Source organism: Streptomyces sp. NPDC002698 (assembly GCF_042888945.1).
Classification (GTDB): Bacteria; Actinomycetota; Actinomycetes; order Streptomycetales; family Streptomycetaceae; genus Streptomyces.
On record NZ_JBIAQM010000004.1, the window covers coordinates 323,609 to 344,968 of the forward strand.

Consider the following 21,360-nt stretch of genomic DNA (forward strand, 5'->3'; position numbering starts at 1 on the left):
ACAACGTTGTCAGATGCGGGAGACACTGTCCACCGCAATCTCCGGCCTGCGTCTTCCCCAGGGCGCACGGTCCCCGTGGTCCGTCGGCGCACCCCGCGCGGCGTACGACGGGGCCCGATCCTGAACCCTTCCCGGCCGGAGACCCCGGACCCGCGGCGCGGCGGGCCCGTCACGACACCCCATGGGAGACCTGAAACTGATGCACACCGACCTCGTGGCCGCGCTCGACATCGGCGGCACCAAGATCGCCGGAGCGCTGGTGGACGGCCACGGCCGGATTCTCCTGCGCGCGCAGCGCCCGACGCCGGCCAAGGAGGACGGCGACACCGTGATGCGCGCCGTCGAGGACGTCATCGGTGAGCTCGCGGTCTCCCCGCTGTGGAGCGGGGCCGGAGCCCTGGGCATCGGCAGCGCCGGGCCGGTGGACGCCTCCGCGGGCACGGTGAGCCCCGTCAACGTCCCCGGCTGGAGGGGCTACCCGCTGGTCGAGCGGGCCTCCGAGGCCGCCGGCGGACTGCCCGTCGAGCTGATCGGCGACGGCGTCGCGATCACCGCGGCCGAACACTGGCAGGGCGCCGCCCGCGGCCACGACAACGCCCTGTGCATGGTGGTGTCCACCGGCGTGGGCGGCGGGCTCGTCCTGAACGGGCAGCTCCACGCGGGCCCCACCGGAAACGCGGGCCACATCGGGCACATCAGTGTCGACCTGGACGGCGATCCCTGCCCCTGCGGCTCCAGGGGCTGCGTCGAGCGCATCGCCAGCGGCCCGAACATCGCCCGCCGTGCGCTGGAGGCGGGCTGGCAGCCCGGTCCCGACGGCGACACCTCGGCCGCGGCGGTCGCCGAAGCGGCCCGCGCCGGTGACCCGGTCGCCGTGGCCTCCTTCGAGCGGGCCGCGAAGGCTCTCGCCGCGGGCATCGCGGCGACCGCGACCCTGGTCGAGATCGACATCGCCGTGATCGGCGGGGGAGTGGGCAAGGCGGGCGACGTGCTCCTCGCACCGCTGCGCCGGGCCCTGGCCGACTACGCGACGCTGTCCTTCGTCCAGCGGCTGACCGTGACGCCCGCGCTGATGGGCACCGACGCCGGGCTGGTCGGCGCGGCCGCGGCCGCGCTCACCCGCAGGTCGCGCTCGGCTGCGGCCCGCGTCTGATCCGGTGGGGTCGGGCCTGTCACGCGTCTGATCCGGTGGCCTTGAGCTCGTCACGCCTGTGGTGCGGCGGCCTCGGGCCTGTCACGCGTGCGTGTGGTGCGGTGGCCTCGGGCTGCGGCCCGCGTCTGATCCGGTGGGGTGGGGCGTGACCTGGTGGTGTCGGGTTGGGCTCGGGCGTGAGCGGGAGGAGTCGGGTTGGGCTCGGATCCGACCTGGAGGTGTCGGGTTTGGCTCGGGTCTGATCTGGTGGTGCCCGGGCACGGTTCGCGGTGGAGATGTCCGGATGAACGTGGCCGGTGCACCGTGACTCCGTCCGGCCTTCGTAGTTGAACCGGGCATGAAGAAGCGCAGCATGCTCGCCATCGCCTCCCTCGCCACCGGGTTCGTCGTCGCGGCGATCACCCCGTCCCACGCCCTGAGCGTGGACACCCTGAGCGATCTGAACGCCAACGACACGCTCAGCTCGGTCGATCACACCGCCGGTACCGACGGCCTGGCGGTCGCCGAGGGCACCCTCGGCGACCAGAACGGCTGAAGGACCGCCGCGTCACGCCGGTGTCCCCGTCACGGGGGCACCGGCGTCGCCTTGCCGGCGCCCTCATCAGCGGCTGGTTTCCGTGGCAGGGTGGAGCGGGCAAGCCTCAGGGGTCCAGCAGAAGAGGGGGAATCGTGATCGTCTGGATCAACGGTGCGTTCGGTGCGGGGAAGACCACCACCGCACGGGAACTGATCGAGCTGATCCCGAACAGCACGCTCTTCGACCCCGAGGTCATCGGGGGCACACTCACGCAGTTGCTCCCGGCCAAGCACCTCGCCGAGGTCGGCGACTACCAGGACCTGCCGATCTGGCGCCGGCTCGTGGTCGACACCGCGGCCGCCCTGCTCTCCGAGCTCGGCGGCGTCCTCGTCGTCCCCATGACCCTGCTGCGCCAGGAGTACCGCGACGAGATCTTCGGCGGGCTCGCCGCGCGCCGGATTCCCGTACGCCATGTGCTTCTCGCCCCGGCGGAAACGATCCTGCGGGAGCGAATAGCCGGGCGGGAGGTGCCTCCGGACCTGCCCGACGGAGAGATGCGGGTGCGCCAGTGGTCCTACGACCACATCGAGCCCTACCGGGCCGCGCTCCCCTGGCTGACGGCCGACGCCCACCCCGTCGACACCAGCACGCTCACCCCGTACGACACCGCCCTGCGCGTCGCCGAGGCCGTACGCACCGGGCAGGCACCCGTGTGCGACATCGTGCAGACTCCCGAACCCACCGCCGAGACGGTCGCCGCCGGAGTGCTCCTCTTCGACGAGAACGACCGGGTCCTGCTCGTCGACCCCACCTACAAGGCGGGATGGGAGTTCCCCGGCGGGGTCGTCGAGGCCGGGGAGGCCCCCGCCCGCGCGGGCATGCGCGAGGTCACCGAGGAGACCGGCATCACCCTCGACGAGGTGCCCACGCTGCTCGTCGTCGACTGGGAATCGCCCGCACCGCCCGGTTACGGCGGTCTGCGGCTCCTGTTCGACGGCGGACACCTCGACGAACAGGCCGTCCGGGGGCTCCTGCTACCGGGACCGGAACTCCGTGGCTGGCGCTTCGTCACCGAGCAGGAGGCGGCCGACCTGCTGCCGCCCGTGCGCTACGAACGGCTCCGCTGGGCTCTGCGGGCCCGTGAGCGCGGCGCGGCGCTGTACCTGGAGGCCGGTGTGCCGCTCGGCTGACACCGGCCCGTACCGCCGGTGCGACGGCTTCCCGCACCGTAGCTTCCGTACCGCGGCTTTCATCGGCATGACCCCGTCGGTCCCGTCGGTCCCGTCGACGGACGCCGAGCCGACTTCCGCCGAGGTGACCTCCACCGGGCCGATTTTCGCCGAGGTGACCCATGGGTCCTTCATGGGAGCTCTCGCGGTGAACGACCGGACAGGGCAAGGGCCCTCGCACGCCGACGAGGGCCCTTGCCTCGTCCGGGGACGATCAGCTCGCCGCGTAGTTCCGCAGGAACAGCGCCTCGGCGACCGACAGACGCTCCAGCTCGTCCGGCGAGACGCTCTCGTTCACCGCGTGGATCTGCGCCTCCGGCTCGCTCAGGCCGATGAGCAGGATCTCCGTCTCCGGGTACAGCGAGGCCAGCGTGTTGCACAGCGGGATCGAGCCGCCCATGCCCGCCGACTGCATCTCCTGGCCCGGGTAGGCGACCGCCATGGCCTCGGCCATCGACGCGTACGCGGGGCTGGACGTGTCGGCGCGGAACGCCTGGCCCTGTCCGATCCGCTCGGTGCTCACCCGCGCGCCCCACGGCGTGTGCGCCTCGATGTGCGCCTCCAGCAGCTTCGTCGCCTCGACCGCGTCCATGCCCGGCGGCACCCGCAGGCTGATCAGCGCACGGGCGCCCGCCTGCACCGACGGGGTCGCGCCGACGACCGGCGGGCAGTCGATCCCGAGCACCGTGACGGCCGGACGCGCCCAGACGCGGTCGGCGACCGTGCCGGAGCCGATGAGTTCCACCCCGTCGAGCACCTTGGCGTCCTCACGGAACGCCTGCTCCTCGTACTGAAGCCCGTCCCACGCGGCCTCGCCCGCCAGACCGTCCACGGTCGTCGAACCGTCCTTCGCCCGCAGCGAGTCCAGGACGCGGATCAGCGCGGCCAGCGCGTCGGGCGCCGCACCCCCGAACTGGCCCGAGTGCAGGTTCCCCTCGAGGGTGTCCACCTGCACCCGTACGAGGGTCATGCCGCGCAGGGTCGCGGTGACCGTCGGCAGGCCCGCCCGGAAGTTGCCGGCGTCGCCGATGACGATGGTGTCGGCGGTCAGCAGCTCCGGGTGCTCCTCGGCGTACCGCTCCAGACCGCCGGTGCCCTGCTCCTCCGAACCCTCGACGATGACCTTGACGTGCACCGGGACGCCGCCGTTCGCCTTCAGGGCGCGCAGCGCCAGCAGATGCATGACGACACCGCCCTTGCAGTCGGCGCTGCCGCGTCCGTACCAGCGGCCGTCGCGCTCCACCAGCTCGAACGGAGGCGTCGTCCAGGCCGCTTCGTCCAGCGGCGGCTGCACGTCGTAGTGCGCGTACAGCAGGACCGTCTTCGCGCCCTCGGGGCCCGGCAGGTAGCCGTACACCGACTGCGTGCCGTCCGGGGTGTCGAGCAGTGCCACGTCCTGGAAGCCCTCGGAGCGCAGCGCCTCGACGATCCAGTTCGCGGCGCCCTCGCTCTCGCTCCTCGGATACTGGTCGAAGTCCGCCACCGACTTGAAAGCCACCAGCTCGGTGAGTTCCGCCTTCGCCCGGGGCATGAGCGAGGCGACGGTCTCGGCGACCGGATTCGACGACATGGGCACGCTCCTTGTAGGTGCGACGTTGTACTTCTGTGTACAGATGATCGAGTGATGCGGACTGGTGTACAGGACGCATCCGTTGCCGATCCTCCCACAGCGGCCTGCGGCGACGCCCGCCGTAGGATGCGGGGGACAGGTGCGGCAACGGCTGGACTGGGAGCAGTAGACCAACGTGAGCAGCGAGAACTCTTCGGCGGACGACGAGCGGCGTACGGCGGACGACGAACAGCGGGTGTGGGACGTCGTGGTCGTCGGTGGAGGGCCGGCGGGTGCGTCGGCCGCCTACGCGGCAGCGGTCGCGGGACGCAGCGTCCTGCTGCTGGAGAAAGCCGAACTGCCCCGCTACAAAACATGCGGCGGCGGCATCATCGGCCCCTCGCGCGACGCGCTGCCCCCCGGCTTCGAGCTGCCGTTCAGGGACCGGGTGCACGCGGTCACCTTCTCGATGGACGGCCGGTTCGCCCGCACCAGGCGGTCCCGGCACATGCTGTTCGGGCTGATCAACCGTCCGGAGTTCGACCAGCAGCTCGTCGAGTTCGCGCAGAAGGCGGGTGCCGAGCTGCGTACGGGTGCCACGGTCTCCCGCGTCGAGCAGCACGGTTCGGCGGTGCCGGACCGGCGCACCGTGGCCGTGGTCCTTCAGGGCGGCGAGACCGTCCTGGCGCGGGCGGTGGTGGGTGCCGACGGCAGCGCCAGCCGGATAGGAGCGCACGTCGGCGTGAAGCTCGACCAGGTCGATCTCGGCCTGGAGGCCGAGATCCCGGTGCCGGAGACGGTCGCCGAGGACTGGCGGGGGCGCGTCCTGATCGACTGGGGCCCCATGCCCGGGAGTTACGGATGGGTCTTCCCCAAGGGGGACACGCTCACCGTCGGCGTGATCTCCGCGCGCGGTGAAGGCGCCGCCACCAAGAGGTACTTGGAGGACTTCATCGCCCGGCTCGGCCTGGCCGGCTTCGAACCGTCCATCTCCTCGGGCCACTTGACGCGGTGCCGAGCCGACGACTCGCCGCTGTCGCGGGGCCGGGTGCTCGTCTGCGGCGACGCGGCGGGACTGCTCGAACCCTGGACCCGTGAGGGCATCTCGTTCGCGCTGCGCTCCGGTCGGCTCGCGGGCGAGTGGGCGGTACGGATCGCCGAGTCGCACGACGCCGTGGACGCGCGGCGGCAGGCACTGAACTACGCCTTCGCGATCAAGGCGGGGCTCGGTGTCGAGATGAGCGTCGGCAAGCGCCTGCTCGGCGCCTTCGAGCGCCGCCCCGGCATGTTCCACGCGGGGCTCACCGGCCTGCGCCCGGTGTGGAAGGCCTTCACCGGGATCACCCGGGGCTCCACCACGCTCGGGGAGATCATCCGGACCCACCCGACGGTCGGGCGGGCCCTGACGGCCCTCGACCGCCGGCCCCAGGCGGCTGAAGGAGCCGGGGACTAGTGCCGCGGCAGGCAACGTTTGCCCGTCAAGGAGCGACGTCCGGTGCGTGCTCTCGGTGTGCCGGCCGGAAGTCCTCGTACTGGACGTACTTGGGCTTTCGGCCGGTGCGGCGAGTGGGGGTGCCCCCTGCTCGGAGAGCTTGGGGGAGCGTGCCGGGCGTCGCGACGGGGCGAACGTTGCCTGCCGCGGCACTAGCCCAAGGCCCCGTCCGACGATTCCCGTCGTCGCCCGAAGGGCATCGCGAAGCCGAAGGGCATCGCGAAGCCGAAGGGCATCGTCGGACAGGTCCTGAGGGCGTGGCGGTGTCAGCTCGTGACCGTGATCCGGAAGACCGGGTGGTCGGGGGCGATGCGCCGCAGTTCCTCGTCCGGCGAGTCGGGGCCGACGCCGCCGAAGAAGACGCCGACCTCGGCCTTCCAGCGCTTGAGGTAGGCGCGCAGCAGCGACACCTTGTCGTCGTCGGTCACCTCCACGGCGGTGAAGGTGTCGACCTTCTTGCCGAGGCGCAGCTCGCCTCCGCCGGCCGCCCGCATGTTGTGCGTCCACTGGACATGGCCGCGGGGTGCGACGAGGTACTGCTCACCGTCCACGATGAGCAGATTGACCGGGGTCGTCCGCCATTCGCCGCTCTTGCGGCCCCGGACGGCCAGGACGCGTGAGCCCCAGACACTGAGTCCGCGCCTGGTGATCCAGGCCACGGCACGGTTGAAGACGTTGACGGTGAACCAGCCGGGCTTCTGGACGTGTGTGGACACGGTTACCTCTCGGGGCGTGTGTTGAGAGCGCCGATCTGTTTTGTGAGCACCGCTCTCGCTTGAGAAGAGTCTGCATCGGATCGGTGATCCAATGCAAGAGCAGTGCTCTCGTTTTTGTTCGCTGCTCTCGTTTGTTGCTGCCGATCATGAAGTGGAGCATCGATCCACTTTCGGATCGCTGCTCTCGTTTGTGTGCACTGCTCTGAAAACATGGGACACTGCACCGTATGAGTACCGCGCGAGGGGCACGTGCCCGAGCCAGGATCGAGGTCACGGCGGCCATCAAGGACGAGGCGCGCAGACAGCTCGCCGCCGAGGGCGCCGCCAAACTCTCCCTGCGGGCCGTCGCCCGCGAGCTGGGGATGGTCTCCTCCGCGCTCTACCGGTACTTCCCCAGCCGGGACGACCTGCTGACCGCGCTCATCATCGACGCCTACGATTCCCTGGGCGAGGCGGCCGAGTCGGCGCACGCCGAGGTGGCCGCCGCCGGCTCCCGGGAGCGCTGGATCGCCGTGTGCACGGCGGCGCGACGCTGGGCGCTGGAGCATCCGCACGAGTACGCGCTCATCTACGGCTCGCCCGTCCCCGGGTACGTCGCACCGCAGGAGACCGTTCCGTCCGCCTCCCGGGTCGGCCTGCTCCTGATCGGGGTCGTCCGGGACGCGTACCGGGGCAAGGGTGTGGCCCGTACGCCGCTGCCCGTCGGACTGAAGGCCGAGGCGCGGCGGATGGCCGCCGACCTCGCGCCCGATCTGCCGGCCGAGGTGGTGGTGGCGCTGGTGGCCTCGTGGGCGCAGCTCTACGGGCTGATCGGGTTCGAACTGTTCGGCCAGTTCAACCGGGTCGTGGAGGACCGCGAGCCGTTCTTCCGCCACGCCGTGGAACGGCTCGCTCACGAGGTGGGGCTGGTGTACCCGGAGCCGGGCGGGACCGCCGCCGGGCCGCCTTCGGCGTAGAGGGGCCTTCTTCGACGTTGCGGGGCCGCCGTAGGTGCCGGCCGGGCCGCCCTCGACGGAGGCCGGGTCGGCCTCGCTGTGGTCCGGGCCGTCGCCTTCGGCGTGGCAGGCCGCCCTCGGCGCAGCCGGGCCTCGACGGCGTCGTACTCCGTGGGGAGTACGGGTGATCACCTCGCCCGGTGGACGCCGCCGCCGCGGTCGGCCGTCTAGCGTGACGGCCATGGAAGAGCAGCACACACCCGCGGCACCGGCGTGGGGCGGTCCGTCGCGATGGTGGCACGGGCCGCACGGGCGGGACCGCTGGGACGACGAGGGGCGCCGCGCGCGATGGCCGTGGCGTTCCACGCTGCTGCTGACCGCCTTCGTGCTCATCGGATCCACCTTCGCGGCCCACGCCCAGCACGGCGACCGGCTCGCGCTGGACGCCTTCTCCCGGACGCTCCTGCTGGTGGGCTCCGGCCTGCTGCTCTGGCGACAGCGCCACCCCGTGTTCGTCGTGTTCGGCACGGCGGCGGTGGCCCTGGTCTATGTGGCCGCGGGCTATCCCTACGGGCCGGTCTTCCTCCCCGTCGCGGTGGGCTGCTTCGGCGCCGTGGTCGCCGGGCACCGCAGAGCGGCCTGGACGGCGCTCGGCCTGCTGTGGGCGGGGCACCTCCTGGTCGCCCACTGGCTGTACCGCCGGCTGCCCCCGACGGGCGACCACCCTCCGTCCTGGATGCAGGAGATCGGCATCGCCACCTGGGTCGTGGCGGTGGTGGCCCTGTCGGAACTGGTGCGGGTGCGCCGTGAGCAGTGGAGCCGTGAGCGGGCCGAGCGCGCGCAGGCCGCCCGGCGGCGCGCCGACGAGGAACGGCTGCGGATCGCCCGCGAACTGCACGACGTGCTGGCGCACAGCATCTCGGTGATCAACGTCCAGGCGGGCGTCGGCCTGGCACTCCTCGACTCCGACCCCGAACAGGCGCGCACGGCGCTCACCACCATCAAGGCGGCCAGCAAGGAGGCACTCGGCGAGGTCCGGCAGGTGCTCGACACCCTGAGGACACCGGGGGAGGCACCGCGCGCGCCCGCTCCCGGGCTCGACCGGCTTCCCGAACTGGTCGAGCAGGCCGCGAGCGCCGGTCTCACGGTCGAGATCGAGGGTGAGGTTCCGGCCCCGGCGCCCGGTACGGACCTCGCCGCGTTCCGCATCGTCCAGGAAGCACTCACCAATGTCGTACGGCATTCGGGGTCGCGCCGGGCACGGGTGCGGTTCGATCACGAGCGGGGTGTGCTGCGGCTGCGGATCGACGACGACGGTCCGGCCACCGGCGCGGACGCGGGCGGAAGCGGGAACGGGCTCGCGGGCATGCGCGAGCGGGCGGCCGCGCTGGGTGGCACGATCGAGGCCGGTCCGCGTGACGACGGAGGGTTCCGGGTGCTGGCCGTACTGCCGTGGAAGGCCAAGGAGGAGAACCGGTGATCCGCGTACTGCTCGCCGACGATCAGTCATTGGTCAGAGCCGGTTTCAGGGCGCTGCTCGACGCGCAGCCGGACATCGAGGTGGCCGGGGAGGCCGCCGACGGGGAGGCGGCGGTGGGCGCGGTGCGTGAACTGCGCCCGGACGTCGTCCTGATGGACATCCGGATGCCCGTGCTGGACGGCCTCGCCGCCACGCGCAGGATCACCGGCGACGCGGCTCTCGGGGACGTGAAGGTGGTCATGCTCACCACCTTCGAGCTGGACGAGTACGTCTTCGAGGCCATCCGCTCCGGTGCTTCCGGCTTTCTGGTCAAGGACACCGAGCCCGAGGAACTGCTGCGCGCGGTACGGGCGGTGGTCGAGGGCGACGCCCTGCTCTCGCCCGGGGTGACGCGCCGGCTGATCTCCGAGTTCGCGGCGCGCTCGAAGGAGCCGGAGTCGGCCGCGACCCTGGCCGAACTCACCGAGCGGGAAAGGGAGGTGATGGCGCTGGTCGGCATCGGGCTCTCGAACGACGAGATCGCCCGCCGCCTGGTCGTCAGCCCGCTCACGGCCAAGACCCACGTCAGCCGGACGATGGTGAAACTCGGGGCACGCGACCGCGCCCAACTGGTGGTGCTCGCCTACGAGTCGGGGCTGGTGCGGCCCGGCTGGCTGGGCTGAGGAACGATCGGGTCGACAGCCGTGTGCCCGGCGGGGCAAGGCCCCGCCGGGCACACGTCGGAGGTGTTCACCGATCGTGGACGCCGACCCGCTCCGCCCCCGGCTCGCCCACCGTCCGGCCGGACCGGTCGGAGCGAACGGGCTGGCTGGACGGGCTCGTCGGGTCGGACGGGCCGACCTGGTCGGCCCGTTCGGACCGGGCGACGACGACGGACTCCCGCGGCCGCCGGGCGCGCAGGCCGGGCAGTGTGATCAGCAGTCCCGCCAGGGCGATGCCGGTCACCACCATCAGGCCGGTCCGGTAGCTGTCGAGGACGTCCTGGGGCGAGGACCCCTCGGAGGAGTTCGCGGTGACGACGGCGGTCACGACCGCGAGGAAGATCGCGCCGCCGACCTGTACGGAGGTGTTGAGCAGGCCCGAGACCATGCCCTGCTCGTGGTCGTCGACGCCGTTGGTGGCCTGGATGTTGAGCGACGGGAAGACGAGGGCGCACGCGGCGCCGATGAGCAGCATGGTCGGCAGGATGAGCGTCGCGTAGACCGGGTCGAGATCGACACGCAGGAAGAGCGCGTACCCGGTGACCATCAGGGCGAAGCCCGCCGCGATGAGCCGCGGTGTGCCGAACCGGTCGACGACGGCCCCGACCTTGGTCGAGGACAGCGCCACCAGCGCGCCGGCCGGCAGGAAGGCGAGCGCGGTGTGCAGGGCCGACCAGCCGAGCAGCGACTGCATGTACAGCGTGACCAGGAACTGGAAGCCGACGTACGAGCCGAAGAACGCCATCGCGCCGAGCTGGGCCCGGATCTGGCTGCCGGAGCGCAGCACGCCGAGCCGGATCAGCGGGCTCGGGCTCCGTCGCTCGATGGCGGTGAAGACGCTGAGCAGCACGGCGACGGCGAGGAAGGACAGCAGGGTCCGGGCCGATCCCCAGCCGGCTTCGGGCGCCTGGACGACGGTGAAGACGAGCAGGAGCATCGAGGTGGTACCGACGACGGCGCCGGGGATGTCGTAACCACCGTGGTTCTTCTCGCGCTCACTGCGCGGGATGAGCTTCAGGCCCGCGAACAGGGCGGCGACGGCGATGGGCGCGGGCAGCAGCATGGTCAGACGCCAGCTCGCCTCGGTGAGCAGACCGGACAGGACCAGGCCCATGGAGAATCCGGTGGCCGCGCAGGTGGTGTAGATCGAGAGCGCGCGGTTGCGCAGCGGACCCTCGGCGAACGTCGTGGTGATGATCGACAGGCCCGCGGGTGCGGTGAACGCGGCGCTCAGACCCTTGATGAAACGGCTGGCGATCAGCAGCGGGCCGGAGTCGACGAGTCCGCCGAGCACCGAGGCGAGCGCGAACACCGCGAGGGCCACCAGGAAGACCTGGCGGCGGCCCAGCAGGTCGGCGGCGCGTCCGCCGAGGAGGAGCAGCCCGCCGTATCCCAGGATGTAGCCGCTGACGACCCATTGGAGGGTCGAGGTGGAGAGGTCGAGTTCGGAGCCGATGGACGGCAGTGCCACGCCGACCATCGACACGTCCAGCGCGTCCAGGAACATCGCGGCGCAGAGCACGAGCAAGGTGCCCCACAGCCGGGGGGTCCAGCGTCCCGGCACGGGGTGGGTGAGCGGAGAGGTCATGCCGCCGACAGTACATGCACATGCATTGATTGCAAGCGCATTTAATTCTGATGCAACAAATTTGATTCTTTGCTACGGTGCGTGCATGGCGGCCGAGAATGCCGAGCGAGGGCTCGTGGACCAGTGGCGCGACATCCTGACGGTGCACGCCCGTACCCTGTGCGAGCTCGATCGCGAGCTGCATCCCCATGGCCTGGGAGCCAGTGACTTCGAGGTCCTGGACCTGCTGGTGGCGGGCACCGCGGCGGACGGCGGCCCCAGCTTCCGGGTCCAGGAGATCTCCGAGCGCGTCCACCTCAGCCAGAGCGCCCTGTCCCGGCTGATCGGGCGCCTGGAGAAGGACGGTCTCGTGACGCGCGGGATGTGCGCCGAGGACCGGCGGGGTGTACGCGTGTGCCTCACGCCGAAGGGGCGCGAACTGCACGGCGAGGTACTGCCGTTGCAGCGTGCGGTCCTGTCCCGGATGCTGGCGGGCGGCCCGGCGCCGTCCTGCGGTCGACCGGGTTGACGGACCGGCCGGCCGGTCGTGTCCTCAGCTCCAGGTGATGGCGGACTTCTCCCGCCACAGGGTGGCGAGCGAGGCGTCGCCCGTCACGCCCGGGAAAGGCGCGCGGTTCCACAGGGCCAGGTAGAGCCCCGCGGCCGGTCCCGCCAACTCGCAGTCCACGTCCGTGTTCTCGTCGGTGTCCGGACCCGCGTGACCGCCGCGTTCACCGAGCGGCGCTCCGGACGACAGGCGTACGGTCCACACGGCGTCCGGGCGGTCCGTGGCGCGCACGCGCAGGACACGGGGCTCCTCGGTCCGGACCTTGCTCCTGTCCCGCGCGTGGAATCCGAGCAGCAACTCGTCGATCCCGTCGACCGCGAAGTCCGGCGGGACGGCGCTGGGTTCGACGCCGAGCGCCGACTCGGCGTCGACCCGGTGCACCGTGGTCTCGTGCGCCTGACGGCGTGCCCAGAAGGCCAGCGGCGAGGGTGCCGGCAGGAAGCTCCAGCACCGCACGTCCGGCGAGGCGCCGGCCAGGGTGTCCACGAGCCGGGCGTGCCCGTCGCGGAACCAGGTGAGCAGTTCGTCGTGGTCCAGATCCGGCAGACCGCCGTCGGGGTGGTACGAGGTGTGCTCCTCGGCGACGAACGCGGTGGCCCAGCGGTGGACCATGCCCGTGTGCCGCACCAGATCCCTTACCCGCCAGCCCGCGCAGGTCGCGACCTCGGCGTCGACGCCCGCCTTCTCCGCGGCCGCGGCCAGCGACCGGCCCTCCCTGTCCAGGGTTTCCACGAACTCCCGAATCTCCATGCCGGGAATTGTGCCCGACGCGGGCCGGGCACGCGGAGTGCGAGGCCGAAGCGTGAGGTCGAAGTGCGAGGGAGAGGGGCCGAGTTCGGGCCGGCCGCTCCTCACCCCCACCGCTGTCCCCCCGTCAGCCCACGCTGTCCCCTGTCAGCCCACCGCGGCCCGGCGCGTCGCGAATCCGATCAGGGCGGCCACGGCCGCCAGCGCCGCCACGCTCGTGAGTGCCGTCGGCAGGGAGTACCAGTCGGCCATGAACCCGATCGCGGGTGGCCCGAGCAGCAGGCCCCCGTACCCGAGGGTGGACGCGACCGCGACCCCGCTCGCTCCGGCGAGCGCGCCGGCCCTGTCGACCGCCACGGGGAAGTTGTTGGCGAGGCCGAGCCCGGTGACGGCGAAGCCGACGAGAGCCAGCCAGACGGAAGGCGCGAGGGAACCGAGCAGCATGCCGAGCGCGGCCGTCGTGCCGCCCATGACCAAGGTGCGGGTCCGGCCCAGCCGTTCGAGCAGTGCCGTCCCGCTCAGCCGGCCGACCGTCATGGCGAGGGCGAAGCACGAGTATCCGGCGGCGGCTGTCCCCGGGTGTGTGGCCAGGTCCTGCTGGAGATGGAGCGCGCCCCAGTCCGCGAGCGCGCCCTCGCCGTACGAGGTGCACAGGGCGATCAGCCCGAAGACCACCACCAGGCCACGGGTGCGGGATCCGACGAGGGGGCGTCGGCCCTCGGGGGCGTCACCCCGTGGGCGATCCGGTGACACCGGGGCGTCCTCACGAAGCAGCGCGCGTCCCGCGACGCCGGTCGCGAGGAGGCCGATGACGGCGATGCCGAGCAGGTGGCGTGTCGGTGACAGATATCCGGCGACCAGCCCGCCGAGGCCCGCTCCGAGCATGCCGCCCAGGCTGTAGGCCGCGTGGAAACTCGGCATCACGGGGCGTCGCAGCGCTGCCACGAGATCGACGGCCGCGCTGTTCATGGCGACGTTGATGCCGCCGTAGCCGACGCCGAAGACCAGCAGGAACAGTCCGAGAACCGGTACCGAGCCGGCGAGCGGGGGCAGGACGATGCTCAGGGACAGCAGCACCCCGCAGACCACGGTCACCTGGTGACTGCCGAACCGTCGGCACAGCCGCCCCGTGAGCATCATGGTGATCACGGCACCGGCGGAGACGCCGAGGAGCGCGAGGCCGAGAGCGCCGGCGGAAGCGCCGGTCTGGTGCTTGATGGCGGGGATCCGGACGACCCAGCCGGCGAACACGAAGCCGTCGAGGGCGAAGAAGGCGGTGATGATCACGCGGAGTCGGGTGAGGGAGCGATCCGGCACGACGCTGTGCGGAACCATTTTGTTTATTTGTGGCACAAACTCACGTTAGACGGCTGCCACGCTCGGGGCAAGGGGGCGTCGGGGGCGGGACGCGAGAGGCGCCGCCGTACGAAGGTGCTGGTGGGAGCGGGGTGGAGCCCCGCTCGGACCTCCGCCGAGCCCCGCTCCGGCCCCGGTCGAGCCCCGTTCGGACAGGCGTGGAACGGTGCGGCGGGCGCGGGTCGGGCGAGGGGTGCGTGGGGCGCCCCCGCGGCGGCCGGTGCTCAGTGGCCGGCGTCGCGCAGGAGGGATGCCGCGCAGGATGGATGTCACGCGAACGAGGGGCGACCGGGGTCCGGTGGGACGGGATTCCCCGTCGCTCTTTGGTCGGCTGGTCGGCTGGTCGGGTGTGCGTTCGGGGCGTCTGGAACGATGCGACTGTGCATGCTGATGATCAGGTTGGCGAAGGTGTCCCCGCCGAGCTCGCGGCGTTCTTGCGGGAGGCTGTTGACGGCCGCCCGGTGAGGATTGCTCCTTCCGTCTGCCAGGGGTGCGGCGGCCGGGTGTTCTCCGTGTCGGCGAATGCCTCCGGAGCGGAACGGGAGTGTTCTGGCTGCGGCAGTCGTGCGTTCATCGCGGACAGCGAGGAGTACTGGAACGAGGAGTCCTGGGAGGACGACGAGCCCGGTGCCGCCGGCTGCCCCTGCGGGAGCGAGGAGTTCGAGGCCGCGGTCGCGTTCTCGCTCGGCGGTGACGGATCGGTCCGCTGGGTGACTGTGGGCTTGCGGTGCGTCGAGGACGGATCCTGCGGGGTCTGTGCGGACTGGAAGATCGACTACAGCCCCACGGATCACCTCTTGACCATGGTCTAGGTCTGTTGGGGGACGCGCTCGCGACCTGTGAAGCCACTTCCTTGCGCGACGTCGCCTCCGACTGGTCGAGCACCGAGGGCACCTTCCGCCACCCGGCTGATCCAGGGGATCTCGCCGGCTTCCTGGAACGGCTGTCCGAGCTCGCCGGCCGAGCGGTCCCGCGGGATGCCCGCCTCTACTGCTGGATCTGTCCCTGACCCCGTCGCCGCGCCGCTGAGGGCCGCCACCCGGAACACGGATGGCGGCCCTCAGCGGGTCGCGGCCCTATGGGCCGCGCTGGTCGAGCGCGAGCCGTGAAAGCCCGGGCGTCCCTCGCCGACCCGACGGGAACCTCTGGGCGGATCGGCGGCTCAGGCCGCCGGAGCCGGGAACGTCGGGTACTCCACGCCGGAGACGTGCTGGACGACGCGGATGACCTGGCAGGAGTAGCCGAACTCGTTGTCGTACCAGAGGTAGAGGATCGCGTTGTCGTCCTCGACCTTGGTGGCGCCGGCGTCGACGATCGAGGCGTGGCGCGAGCCGATGAAGTCGCTGGACACCGCGTCGGGGGCGCTGATGAAGTCGATCTGGCGCTTGAGCGGGGAGGTCAGCGAGACGTTGCGGAGGTAGTCGAGGACTTCCTCGCGGGTGGTCGCGCGGCCCAGGCGCAGGCTGAGGATCGCGATCGAGACGTCCGGCACCGGGACACGGATCGAGCTTCCGGTGATGGGCGCCTTGAGGTCGGGCAGCGCCTTGGCGACCGCGGAGGCGGCACCCGTCTCCGTGATGACCATGTTCAGCGGCGCGGAGCGGCCCCGGCGGTCGGAGCTGTGGTAATTGTCCAGCAGGTTCTGGTCGTTGGTGAACGAGTGGACGGTCTCCACGTGGCCGCGCAGAACGCCGTACTCCTCGGCCATCGCCTTCAGCGGCGGCACGATCGCGTTGGTGGTGCAGGAGGCGCAGGACAGGATCTGCTCGTCCGGCTTGATCGTGTCGTGGTTGACGCCGTGCACGATGTTGGGGACGTCGCCCTTGCCCGGAGCGGTGAGGACGACCTTGTCGATCCCGGGGCGCAGGTGGTTCGAGAGGCCCTCGCGGTCACGCCACTTGCCGGTGTTGTCGACGAGGATGGCGTCCTTGATGCCGTACGCCGTGTAGTCGATCTCGGACGGGGCGTTGGCGTAGATGACCTTGATCTCGTTGCCGTTGGCGATGATCGTGCTGTTCGCCTCGTCGACGGTGATCGTGCCCTGGAACTGGCCGTGGATGGAGTCGCGGCGCAGCAGCGAGGCGCGCTTGACGATGTCCTGGTCGCCGCCCTGGCGCACGACGATGGCGCGCAGGCGAAGGCCGTTGCCGGAGCCGGTCTTCTCGATCAGCAGGCGGGCGATGAGGCGGCCGATGCGGCCGAAACCGTAGAGGACGACGTCGCGTCCCTCGCGGCGCTCGATCTTGTTCTCGCCGGTGGCGCCGGAGACCGCCTCGGCGGTGAACTCCTCGACGGACAGGCCGCGGTCGTCGGCCCGGTACGTCGCGGCCAGCATGCCGATGTCGATCTGGGACGGGCCGAGATCGAGCGTGGTGAGCGTCTGGAGGAACGGCAGCGTGTCGGTGACCGAGAGCTCCTCGCCGGCGATCTGCCGGGCGAAGCGGTGGGTCTTGAGGATGCTCACCACCGACTTGTTCACCAGGGAGCGGCTGTGCAGGAGGACGGTGACGTCCTGCTCCCGGTGAAGCCTCCCGATGATGGGGATCATCGACTCCGCGATCTCTTCGCGGGTCTTCCAGTTGGTGAACGCGTCGTCGTTGACAGTCACAGGAATCATCTTTCGAGCTAGGTGGCGCTCATATGGTAACCGGACCCTCCTTTTGATGTTCATGCGGTGTCCACTTGTGGGGAGGTGGGCGTCCGCCAGGCCTCCAGGGCAGGGGGTTCCGACCCTTCCGGCCCTCCAGAGGCGCGTGCGCCGTCGGTTCAGGCGCGGGTGACCGGCAGGAAGAGGTGCCGGAGGGTCATACGGCCCTGACCTCGAGCCCGGCGTCCTCGAACCGTCCGATCATCTCGGGCCCGGCCGCCGCGTCCGTGACGAGTGTGTCCACCGACTCGGCCGCGCAGATACGGGCGAACGCGCGCTGCCCCAGTTTGCTGGAGTCGGCGGCGACGATCACGCGTTCGGCCCGCTCGCACAGGAGTCGGTTGATCGCCGCCTCCGCCTCGTCGTGGGCGGCGGCACCGTGCGTGGCGTCGAACGCGACCACGCCGAGCACGGCGACGTCCAGGGTGATCTGTTCGAGGACGCCGTCCGCCAACGGCCCGATCAGCTCGTACGACTGAGGCCGGGCGACCCCGCCGGTCACCACGATCTTGAACTGGGGGCGCACGGCGAGCTCGTTCGCGATGTTCAGCGCGTTCGTGACCACGGTCAGCGCGGGGGAGCCCGACGCCAGGTCCGGGCGTACGGCGAGAGCGCGGGCCACTTCGGTCGTCGTGGTGCCGCCGGTGAGGCCCACCGCCTCGCCGGGGGCGACGAGGTCCGCCACCGCCTTCGCGATGCGCTGCTTCTCCGAGGCGTGCCGGGCGGTCTTGTAGCGCAGGGGGAGTTCGTAGGAGACGCCGTGCACGACCGCTCCGCCCCGGGTGCGCACGAGCATCTGCTGCTCGGCGAGCTGGTCGAAGTCGCGCCGGATCGTCGCCGCCGAGACCTCCAGCCGTGCCGCGGCCTCCTCGACGTCCAGGCGGCCCCGCTCCACGAGCAGTTCCAGCAGTGCCTTCCACCGGGCGTCCCGCGACATCAGCGCCCTCCATTCCTCGGTCCTTCGCGACCTTAACGCACCCCCAGCACGTTCAAATGCTTGATTGTGCTCGAAACCTCGCTATATCTTGCAGAAACAAGCATCAGCGGGAGGGGTACGGCATGACGCATGTCGAGGAAGAGCTGAGCAGCCAGCCCGAGTGCTGGATCCGCGCCGCCGACGAGGCGGCAACGCACGAAGCCGCGCTGCCGACGGCGGGGGAACGCGTCGCGATCGTGGGGTGCGGCACCTCGTTCTTCATGGCACAGGCCGCGGCCGCGCTCCGTGAGGAGTCCGGGCAGGGGGAGACGGACGCCTTCGCCGCCTCGGAGTTCCCCGCGGGCCGCTCGTACGATCGCGTCGTCGCCCTGACACGCTCCGGGACGACCACCGAAGTGCTCGACCTTCTCGGGCGACTGCGCGGACACACGCGTACGACCGCGGTCACCGCCGATCCGCACACGCCCGTGATGAAGTCCGCGGACGACGTCGTCGTGCTCGACTTCGCCGACGAGCGCTCCGTCGTGCAGACGCGTTTCGCGACGACCGCGCTCACCCTGCTCCGCGCCCATCTCGGCCTGCACGGCGAGACCGTCGTCGCGGACGCGCGCACCGCGCTCGGCACCCCGCTGCCCGAAGGGCTCGTCGACTGCTCGCAGTTCACCTTCCTCGGCCGCGGCTGGACCGTCGGGCTCGCCAACGAGGCCGGGCTCAAGATGCGGGAGGCCTCTCTCGCCTGGACCGAGGCCTACCCCGCGATGGAGTACCGGCACGGCCCCATCAGCATCACGACCCACGGCACCGCCACCTGGATGCTCGGCGAAGCACCCGAGGGACTGGCCGAACAGGTCCGGGAGACCGGCGGGCTGTGGGTGGACGGCGGCCTCGACCCGCTCGCCGAACTCGTCCGCGCCCAACGCCTCGCCGTCGCCGTCGCCGCGGCGCGCGGCCTCGACCCCGACCGGCCCCGCCACCTCACCCGCTCGGTGATTCTCGGCCACTGAAGCCACTGAAGCCACTGAAGCCACTGAAGCCACTGAAGCCACTGAAGCCACTGAAGCCACTGAAGCCACTGAGTCGCTGAAGCCGCTGAGTCGCTGAAGCCGCTGAGGTCGCTGCACCTCTGAACCCGACGCCGACGCCGACGCCGCTCACGCCGCCGAAGCCGCGGAACCGGCTCGATCCCCCATGGAGCAGGAGGAGTTGTGCCCCTCGCCGCAACCGGTGAGCTGGTCGCCCGGACCGCCGAGGCCCGGACCGCCGTCGCCGCGTTCAACGTCATCACACTGGAACACGTAGAAGCCGTCATAGCGGGGGCGGAATCGGCCGGCGCGCCCGTCGTCCTCCAAGTCAGCGAGAACGCGGTCAAGTTCCGTCAGGGACGACTGCTCCCGCTGGCCCGTGCCGCTACCGCCGCCGCCGAACGGGCTTCCGTGCCCGTCGCGTTGCACCTCGACCACGTGCGGAGCGACGAACTGCTGCGCCAGGCGCCCGAAGCCGGGTTCAGCTCCGTCATGTACGACGCCTCGCGCCTGTCCTACGAGGAGAACCTCGCCGCGACCCGGGCCGCCGCCGACTGGGCGCACGCCCAAGGCCTGTGGATCGAGGCGGAGTTGGGAGAGATCGGCGGCAAGAACGGTGAGTCCCCGCGGGACGCGCACGCGCCCGGTGCCCGTACCGACCCGGGGGAGGCCCGCGCCTTCGTGGCCGACTCCGGTGTGGACGCGCTGGCCGTGGCGATCGGCAGCTCGCACGCGATGACCACCCGGACCGCGGCACTCGACCACGACCTGCTCAAGCGCCTGGCGGCCTCGCTCGGCGTCCCCCTCGTCCTGCACGGTTCCTCCGGGGTGCCCGACGCGGAGCTCCGCGCGGCCGTCCGAGGCGGTATCGCCAAGGTCAACGTCGGTACCGCGCTGAACATCGCGATGACGGGCGCCATCCGGGAGTTCCTCACGGCCAGCCCCGACGCCGTGGACTCGCGGAAGTACCTGGGCGTGGGACGGGAGGCGATGGCGCGGACGGTGGCGGGGCTCATCGGTGTGCTGCGGGGGTGAGCCGTCCAGGTGCCGCTACGGCCGGATATGCGCCCCAAGGCGGTCGCCCGGCGGGTACCGGGTCGCGTGGAAGCCGGTTTCCACGTATGTGCTTTTGCACCGACGGCAGTTCGAGCGGGTGACAAGGTGGCTAGGGTGAACCACCATGAGGAGGCCGAAAGGGCACGGTACGCTCGCGGGTGAAGCTTCGCCCCGGAGGTCACTCGGGCACGCGTCCGTAGGCCCCATGGACGCGGGGAGCAGGGGTTCGCGGTGTTTTCGGGGCAGGGCCGGCACCGGGCCGGGCGCAGGACGGAGAAGGCCTTGAGCGGTCAACTTCTGGCTGGTATCCGTGTGTCGGCGCGCGACGACGGGGTGTACGCCCCGGTGAACGAGTCGCTGTCCGGAACCGGTCGGCACTCCGGCTCGCGCCGGGGGCCGTGCCCGTCCCCCGGCGCGCACCGGGAACTCGGCCCACGCGCACCTCTGGGCCCGATGTGAACGGACTGATCTACTACCTGGCCGCGGCCGTCCTCTGGATGGGACTCGCCGCCCAGTTGCCCGACCTGCGCCGCCATCGCAGAGACCCGCTCAAGCGGTCGTTCTGCGCCGTCATCCTGCTGTCGGGACTCTGTTTCGTGCTCGGTGCGCCGCCCACCGTCATTCTCGTCAACAGCCTCACGGGCATTCCGAACATCGCGGCGCCGCTGACGTACGGCGCGGTGACCGCCTTCGGCGCGGCCTCCCTCATCCTCATCGTGCACTGGCGGGGCAACGACCCCGCCCAGGTCCGGCGCACCGCCCGGGCCTGGCTGTTCAGCTATCTGGGAGTGATCGCCGCCGAGGGCGTGCTGTTCTCGCTGGGCGACGCGCCGGTCGAACGCCGGGCCGACTTCGACACCTACTACGCCTCGACGCCGTTCATCCGGGAGATGATCGTGCTGTATCTGGTGGCGCACATGGTGGCCGCGGTGACGACGACCCTGTTGTGCTGGAGCTGGATACGGAAGGTGAAACGCTGGACCCGGGGCTCGCTCGCCCTGCTCGTGCTGGGCTGGCTGTTCACCAGCGCCTACGGCATCGTCAAGTCCGTGGCGCTGAGCGCTCATTGGCTCGGGCACCGCTGGGACAGCCTCAGCACCAGCGTCGCACCGCTGGTGGCCGTCGGTTCCTGTCTGGCCTCGGCCGGCTACATCCTTCCCCTCGTCGGCCCGCGCATCGACTCGGCCGTCGCGTTCGTGCGGTTGCGTCCGCTGTTCCGTCTGCTGGCGGGACCGACCAGCCGCCGGCGCTGTGTCACCGCGCTGTCGTGGCGGATGATCGGCGACGTCGAACTGCGGCTCACCACACGGGAAACCGCCATCCGTGACGGCCTCAAACGGCTTGCCGGGCAGCTCGACGACCAGGTGCGCAGCCGTGCCTGCCGGGACGCGCTGGCCGCCGGGTTCTCGGCGGCGGAGGCCGAGGTGATCGGGATGGCCGCGATGGTCGCCGTGGCCGCTCTGGCCGAGACGCCGGCCCCCATGGCGGAGACCGGCACCATCGGCATCTCGGTCGGCGACGTCGACGTGGTGGTCTCGGTCAGCGCGCGCGTACGACGGCCGGAGGGCGGTTCGCGGTCGCTGGACACGGGTCAGCCGTCCTTGCTGAGCCTGTCCAAGGCGGTGCGCACGCCGATCGTCGACGCCGCGGTCCAGTCCCGGAGGACCGCGGTGCGACAGCTGTCCTGA

At 71.3% G+C, this 21,360-nt stretch carries 20 protein-coding genes; 13 read left to right on the top strand and 7 right to left on the bottom strand.

The window, feature by feature from the left end; all coding sequences use genetic code 11:
- Nucleotides 1-199 precede the first annotated feature (199 nt).
- The 3 genes from ACFYW9_RS08555 to ACFYW9_RS08565 all read left to right on the top strand — a co-directional run bounded on the left by ACFYW9_RS08555 (nucleotide 200) and on the right by ACFYW9_RS08565 (nucleotide 2,860).
- The gene (locus ACFYW9_RS08555; protein WP_389146751.1) at nucleotides 200-1,153 is read left to right on the top strand and encodes an ROK family protein; all 954 of its coding nucleotides are present in this window, start codon (nucleotides 200-202) and stop codon (nucleotides 1,151-1,153) included.
- 337 nt (nucleotides 1,154-1,490) lie between these two features.
- Nucleotides 1,491-1,688: a hypothetical protein gene (locus tag ACFYW9_RS08560; protein WP_389146479.1), complete on the top strand. Its 198-nt coding sequence runs from the start codon at nucleotides 1,491-1,493 to the stop codon at nucleotides 1,686-1,688.
- A gap of 131 nt (nucleotides 1,689-1,819) precedes the next feature.
- Complete coding sequence (locus ACFYW9_RS08565; protein WP_351862827.1) at nucleotides 1,820-2,860, top strand: NUDIX domain-containing protein; 1,041 nt, start codon at nucleotides 1,820-1,822, stop codon at nucleotides 2,858-2,860.
- A gap of 253 nt (nucleotides 2,861-3,113) precedes the next feature.
- Here the strand turns inward: ACFYW9_RS08565 and ACFYW9_RS08570 are convergent, their stop codons facing one another.
- Nucleotides 3,114-4,469 (bottom strand): dipeptidase, encoded by a 1,356-nt coding sequence (locus ACFYW9_RS08570; protein WP_351862716.1) that lies wholly within the window; start codon nucleotides 4,467-4,469, stop codon nucleotides 3,114-3,116.
- Nucleotides 4,470-4,644: 175 nt separating this feature from the next.
- Between ACFYW9_RS08570 and ACFYW9_RS08575 the strand changes: the two genes are divergently transcribed.
- Complete coding sequence (locus tag ACFYW9_RS08575) at nucleotides 4,645-5,901, top strand: geranylgeranyl reductase family protein (RefSeq protein WP_351862717.1); 1,257 nt, start codon at nucleotides 4,645-4,647, stop codon at nucleotides 5,899-5,901.
- 305 nt (nucleotides 5,902-6,206) lie between these two features.
- Here ACFYW9_RS08575 and ACFYW9_RS08580 read toward each other — a convergent pair whose 3' ends face one another.
- Nucleotides 6,207-6,656, bottom strand: a complete 450-nt coding sequence (locus ACFYW9_RS08580) for a nitroreductase family deazaflavin-dependent oxidoreductase (protein ID WP_389146485.1) — start codon at nucleotides 6,654-6,656, stop codon at nucleotides 6,207-6,209.
- Between the two features lie 227 nt (nucleotides 6,657-6,883).
- Here ACFYW9_RS08580 and ACFYW9_RS08585 point away from each other — a divergent pair, with 227 nt between their 5' ends.
- The 3 genes from ACFYW9_RS08585 to ACFYW9_RS08595 all read left to right on the top strand — a co-directional run bounded on the left by ACFYW9_RS08585 (nucleotide 6,884) and on the right by ACFYW9_RS08595 (nucleotide 9,733).
- On the top strand, nucleotides 6,884-7,612 hold the full coding sequence (locus ACFYW9_RS08585; RefSeq protein WP_389146488.1) for a TetR/AcrR family transcriptional regulator: 729 nt from the start codon (nucleotides 6,884-6,886) through the stop codon (nucleotides 7,610-7,612).
- Nucleotides 7,613-7,832: 220 nt separating this feature from the next.
- Nucleotides 7,833-9,071: a sensor histidine kinase gene (locus ACFYW9_RS08590; protein WP_389146491.1), complete on the top strand. Its 1,239-nt coding sequence runs from the start codon at nucleotides 7,833-7,835 to the stop codon at nucleotides 9,069-9,071.
- Nucleotides 9,068-9,733 (top strand): response regulator transcription factor, encoded by a 666-nt coding sequence (locus ACFYW9_RS08595; protein WP_351862721.1) that lies wholly within the window; start codon nucleotides 9,068-9,070, stop codon nucleotides 9,731-9,733. The genes ACFYW9_RS08590 and ACFYW9_RS08595 overlap by 4 nt, the downstream gene beginning before the upstream one ends.
- 67 nt (nucleotides 9,734-9,800) lie before the next feature.
- Here ACFYW9_RS08595 and ACFYW9_RS08600 read toward each other — a convergent pair whose 3' ends face one another.
- A complete protein-coding gene (locus ACFYW9_RS08600; protein ID WP_389146495.1) occupies nucleotides 9,801-11,360 on the bottom strand; it encodes an MFS transporter in 1,560 nt (519 codons plus the stop codon).
- 85 nt (nucleotides 11,361-11,445) lie between these two features.
- Between ACFYW9_RS08600 and ACFYW9_RS08605 the strand changes: the two genes are divergently transcribed.
- The gene (locus ACFYW9_RS08605) at nucleotides 11,446-11,868 is read left to right on the top strand and encodes a MarR family winged helix-turn-helix transcriptional regulator (RefSeq protein ID WP_389146498.1); all 423 of its coding nucleotides are present in this window, start codon (nucleotides 11,446-11,448) and stop codon (nucleotides 11,866-11,868) included.
- Between the two features lie 24 nt (nucleotides 11,869-11,892).
- Here the strand turns inward: ACFYW9_RS08605 and ACFYW9_RS08610 are convergent, their stop codons facing one another.
- The gene (locus ACFYW9_RS08610) at nucleotides 11,893-12,657 is read right to left on the bottom strand and encodes a maleylpyruvate isomerase family mycothiol-dependent enzyme (protein ID WP_389146501.1); all 765 of its coding nucleotides are present in this window, start codon (nucleotides 12,655-12,657) and stop codon (nucleotides 11,893-11,895) included.
- Nucleotides 12,658-12,801: 144 nt separating this feature from the next.
- Nucleotides 12,802-13,971 carry an MFS transporter gene (locus ACFYW9_RS08615; RefSeq protein ID WP_389146754.1) on the bottom strand — a complete coding sequence of 390 codons (1,170 nt, stop codon included), beginning with the start codon at nucleotides 13,969-13,971 and terminating at the stop codon, nucleotides 12,802-12,804.
- Between the two features lie 551 nt (nucleotides 13,972-14,522).
- Here ACFYW9_RS08615 and ACFYW9_RS08620 point away from each other — a divergent pair.
- Together ACFYW9_RS08620 and ACFYW9_RS08625 are read left to right on the top strand one after the other, a co-directional pair.
- Entirely contained in the window at nucleotides 14,523-14,822 is a 300-nt protein-coding gene (locus tag ACFYW9_RS08620) for a hypothetical protein (protein WP_389146504.1), read from the top strand.
- 41 nt (nucleotides 14,823-14,863) lie between these two features.
- A complete protein-coding gene (locus ACFYW9_RS08625; RefSeq protein WP_351862726.1) occupies nucleotides 14,864-15,019 on the top strand; it encodes a hypothetical protein in 156 nt (51 codons plus the stop codon).
- A 153-nt stretch (nucleotides 15,020-15,172) separates the two neighbouring features.
- Here ACFYW9_RS08625 and ACFYW9_RS08630 read toward each other — a convergent pair whose 3' ends face one another.
- The gene (locus ACFYW9_RS08630; RefSeq protein WP_351862727.1) at nucleotides 15,173-16,618 is read right to left on the bottom strand and encodes a glyceraldehyde-3-phosphate dehydrogenase; all 1,446 of its coding nucleotides are present in this window, start codon (nucleotides 16,616-16,618) and stop codon (nucleotides 15,173-15,175) included.
- A 196-nt stretch (nucleotides 16,619-16,814) separates the two neighbouring features.
- Nucleotides 16,815-17,594: a DeoR/GlpR family DNA-binding transcription regulator gene (locus tag ACFYW9_RS08635; RefSeq protein WP_389146508.1), complete on the bottom strand. Its 780-nt coding sequence runs from the start codon at nucleotides 17,592-17,594 to the stop codon at nucleotides 16,815-16,817.
- Between the two features lie 122 nt (nucleotides 17,595-17,716).
- Between ACFYW9_RS08635 and ACFYW9_RS08640 the strand changes: the two genes are divergently transcribed.
- The 3 genes from ACFYW9_RS08640 to ACFYW9_RS08650 all read left to right on the top strand — a co-directional run bounded on the left by ACFYW9_RS08640 (nucleotide 17,717) and on the right by ACFYW9_RS08650 (nucleotide 21,360).
- Complete coding sequence (locus tag ACFYW9_RS08640; protein ID WP_389146511.1) at nucleotides 17,717-18,598, top strand: SIS domain-containing protein; 882 nt, start codon at nucleotides 17,717-17,719, stop codon at nucleotides 18,596-18,598.
- Nucleotides 18,599-18,799: 201 nt separating this feature from the next.
- The gene (locus ACFYW9_RS08645; RefSeq protein WP_389146515.1) at nucleotides 18,800-19,651 is read left to right on the top strand and encodes a ketose-bisphosphate aldolase; all 852 of its coding nucleotides are present in this window, start codon (nucleotides 18,800-18,802) and stop codon (nucleotides 19,649-19,651) included.
- 476 nt (nucleotides 19,652-20,127) lie between these two features.
- Nucleotides 20,128-21,360, top strand: a complete 1,233-nt coding sequence (locus tag ACFYW9_RS08650) for an MAB_1171c family putative transporter (protein ID WP_351862731.1) — start codon at nucleotides 20,128-20,130, stop codon at nucleotides 21,358-21,360.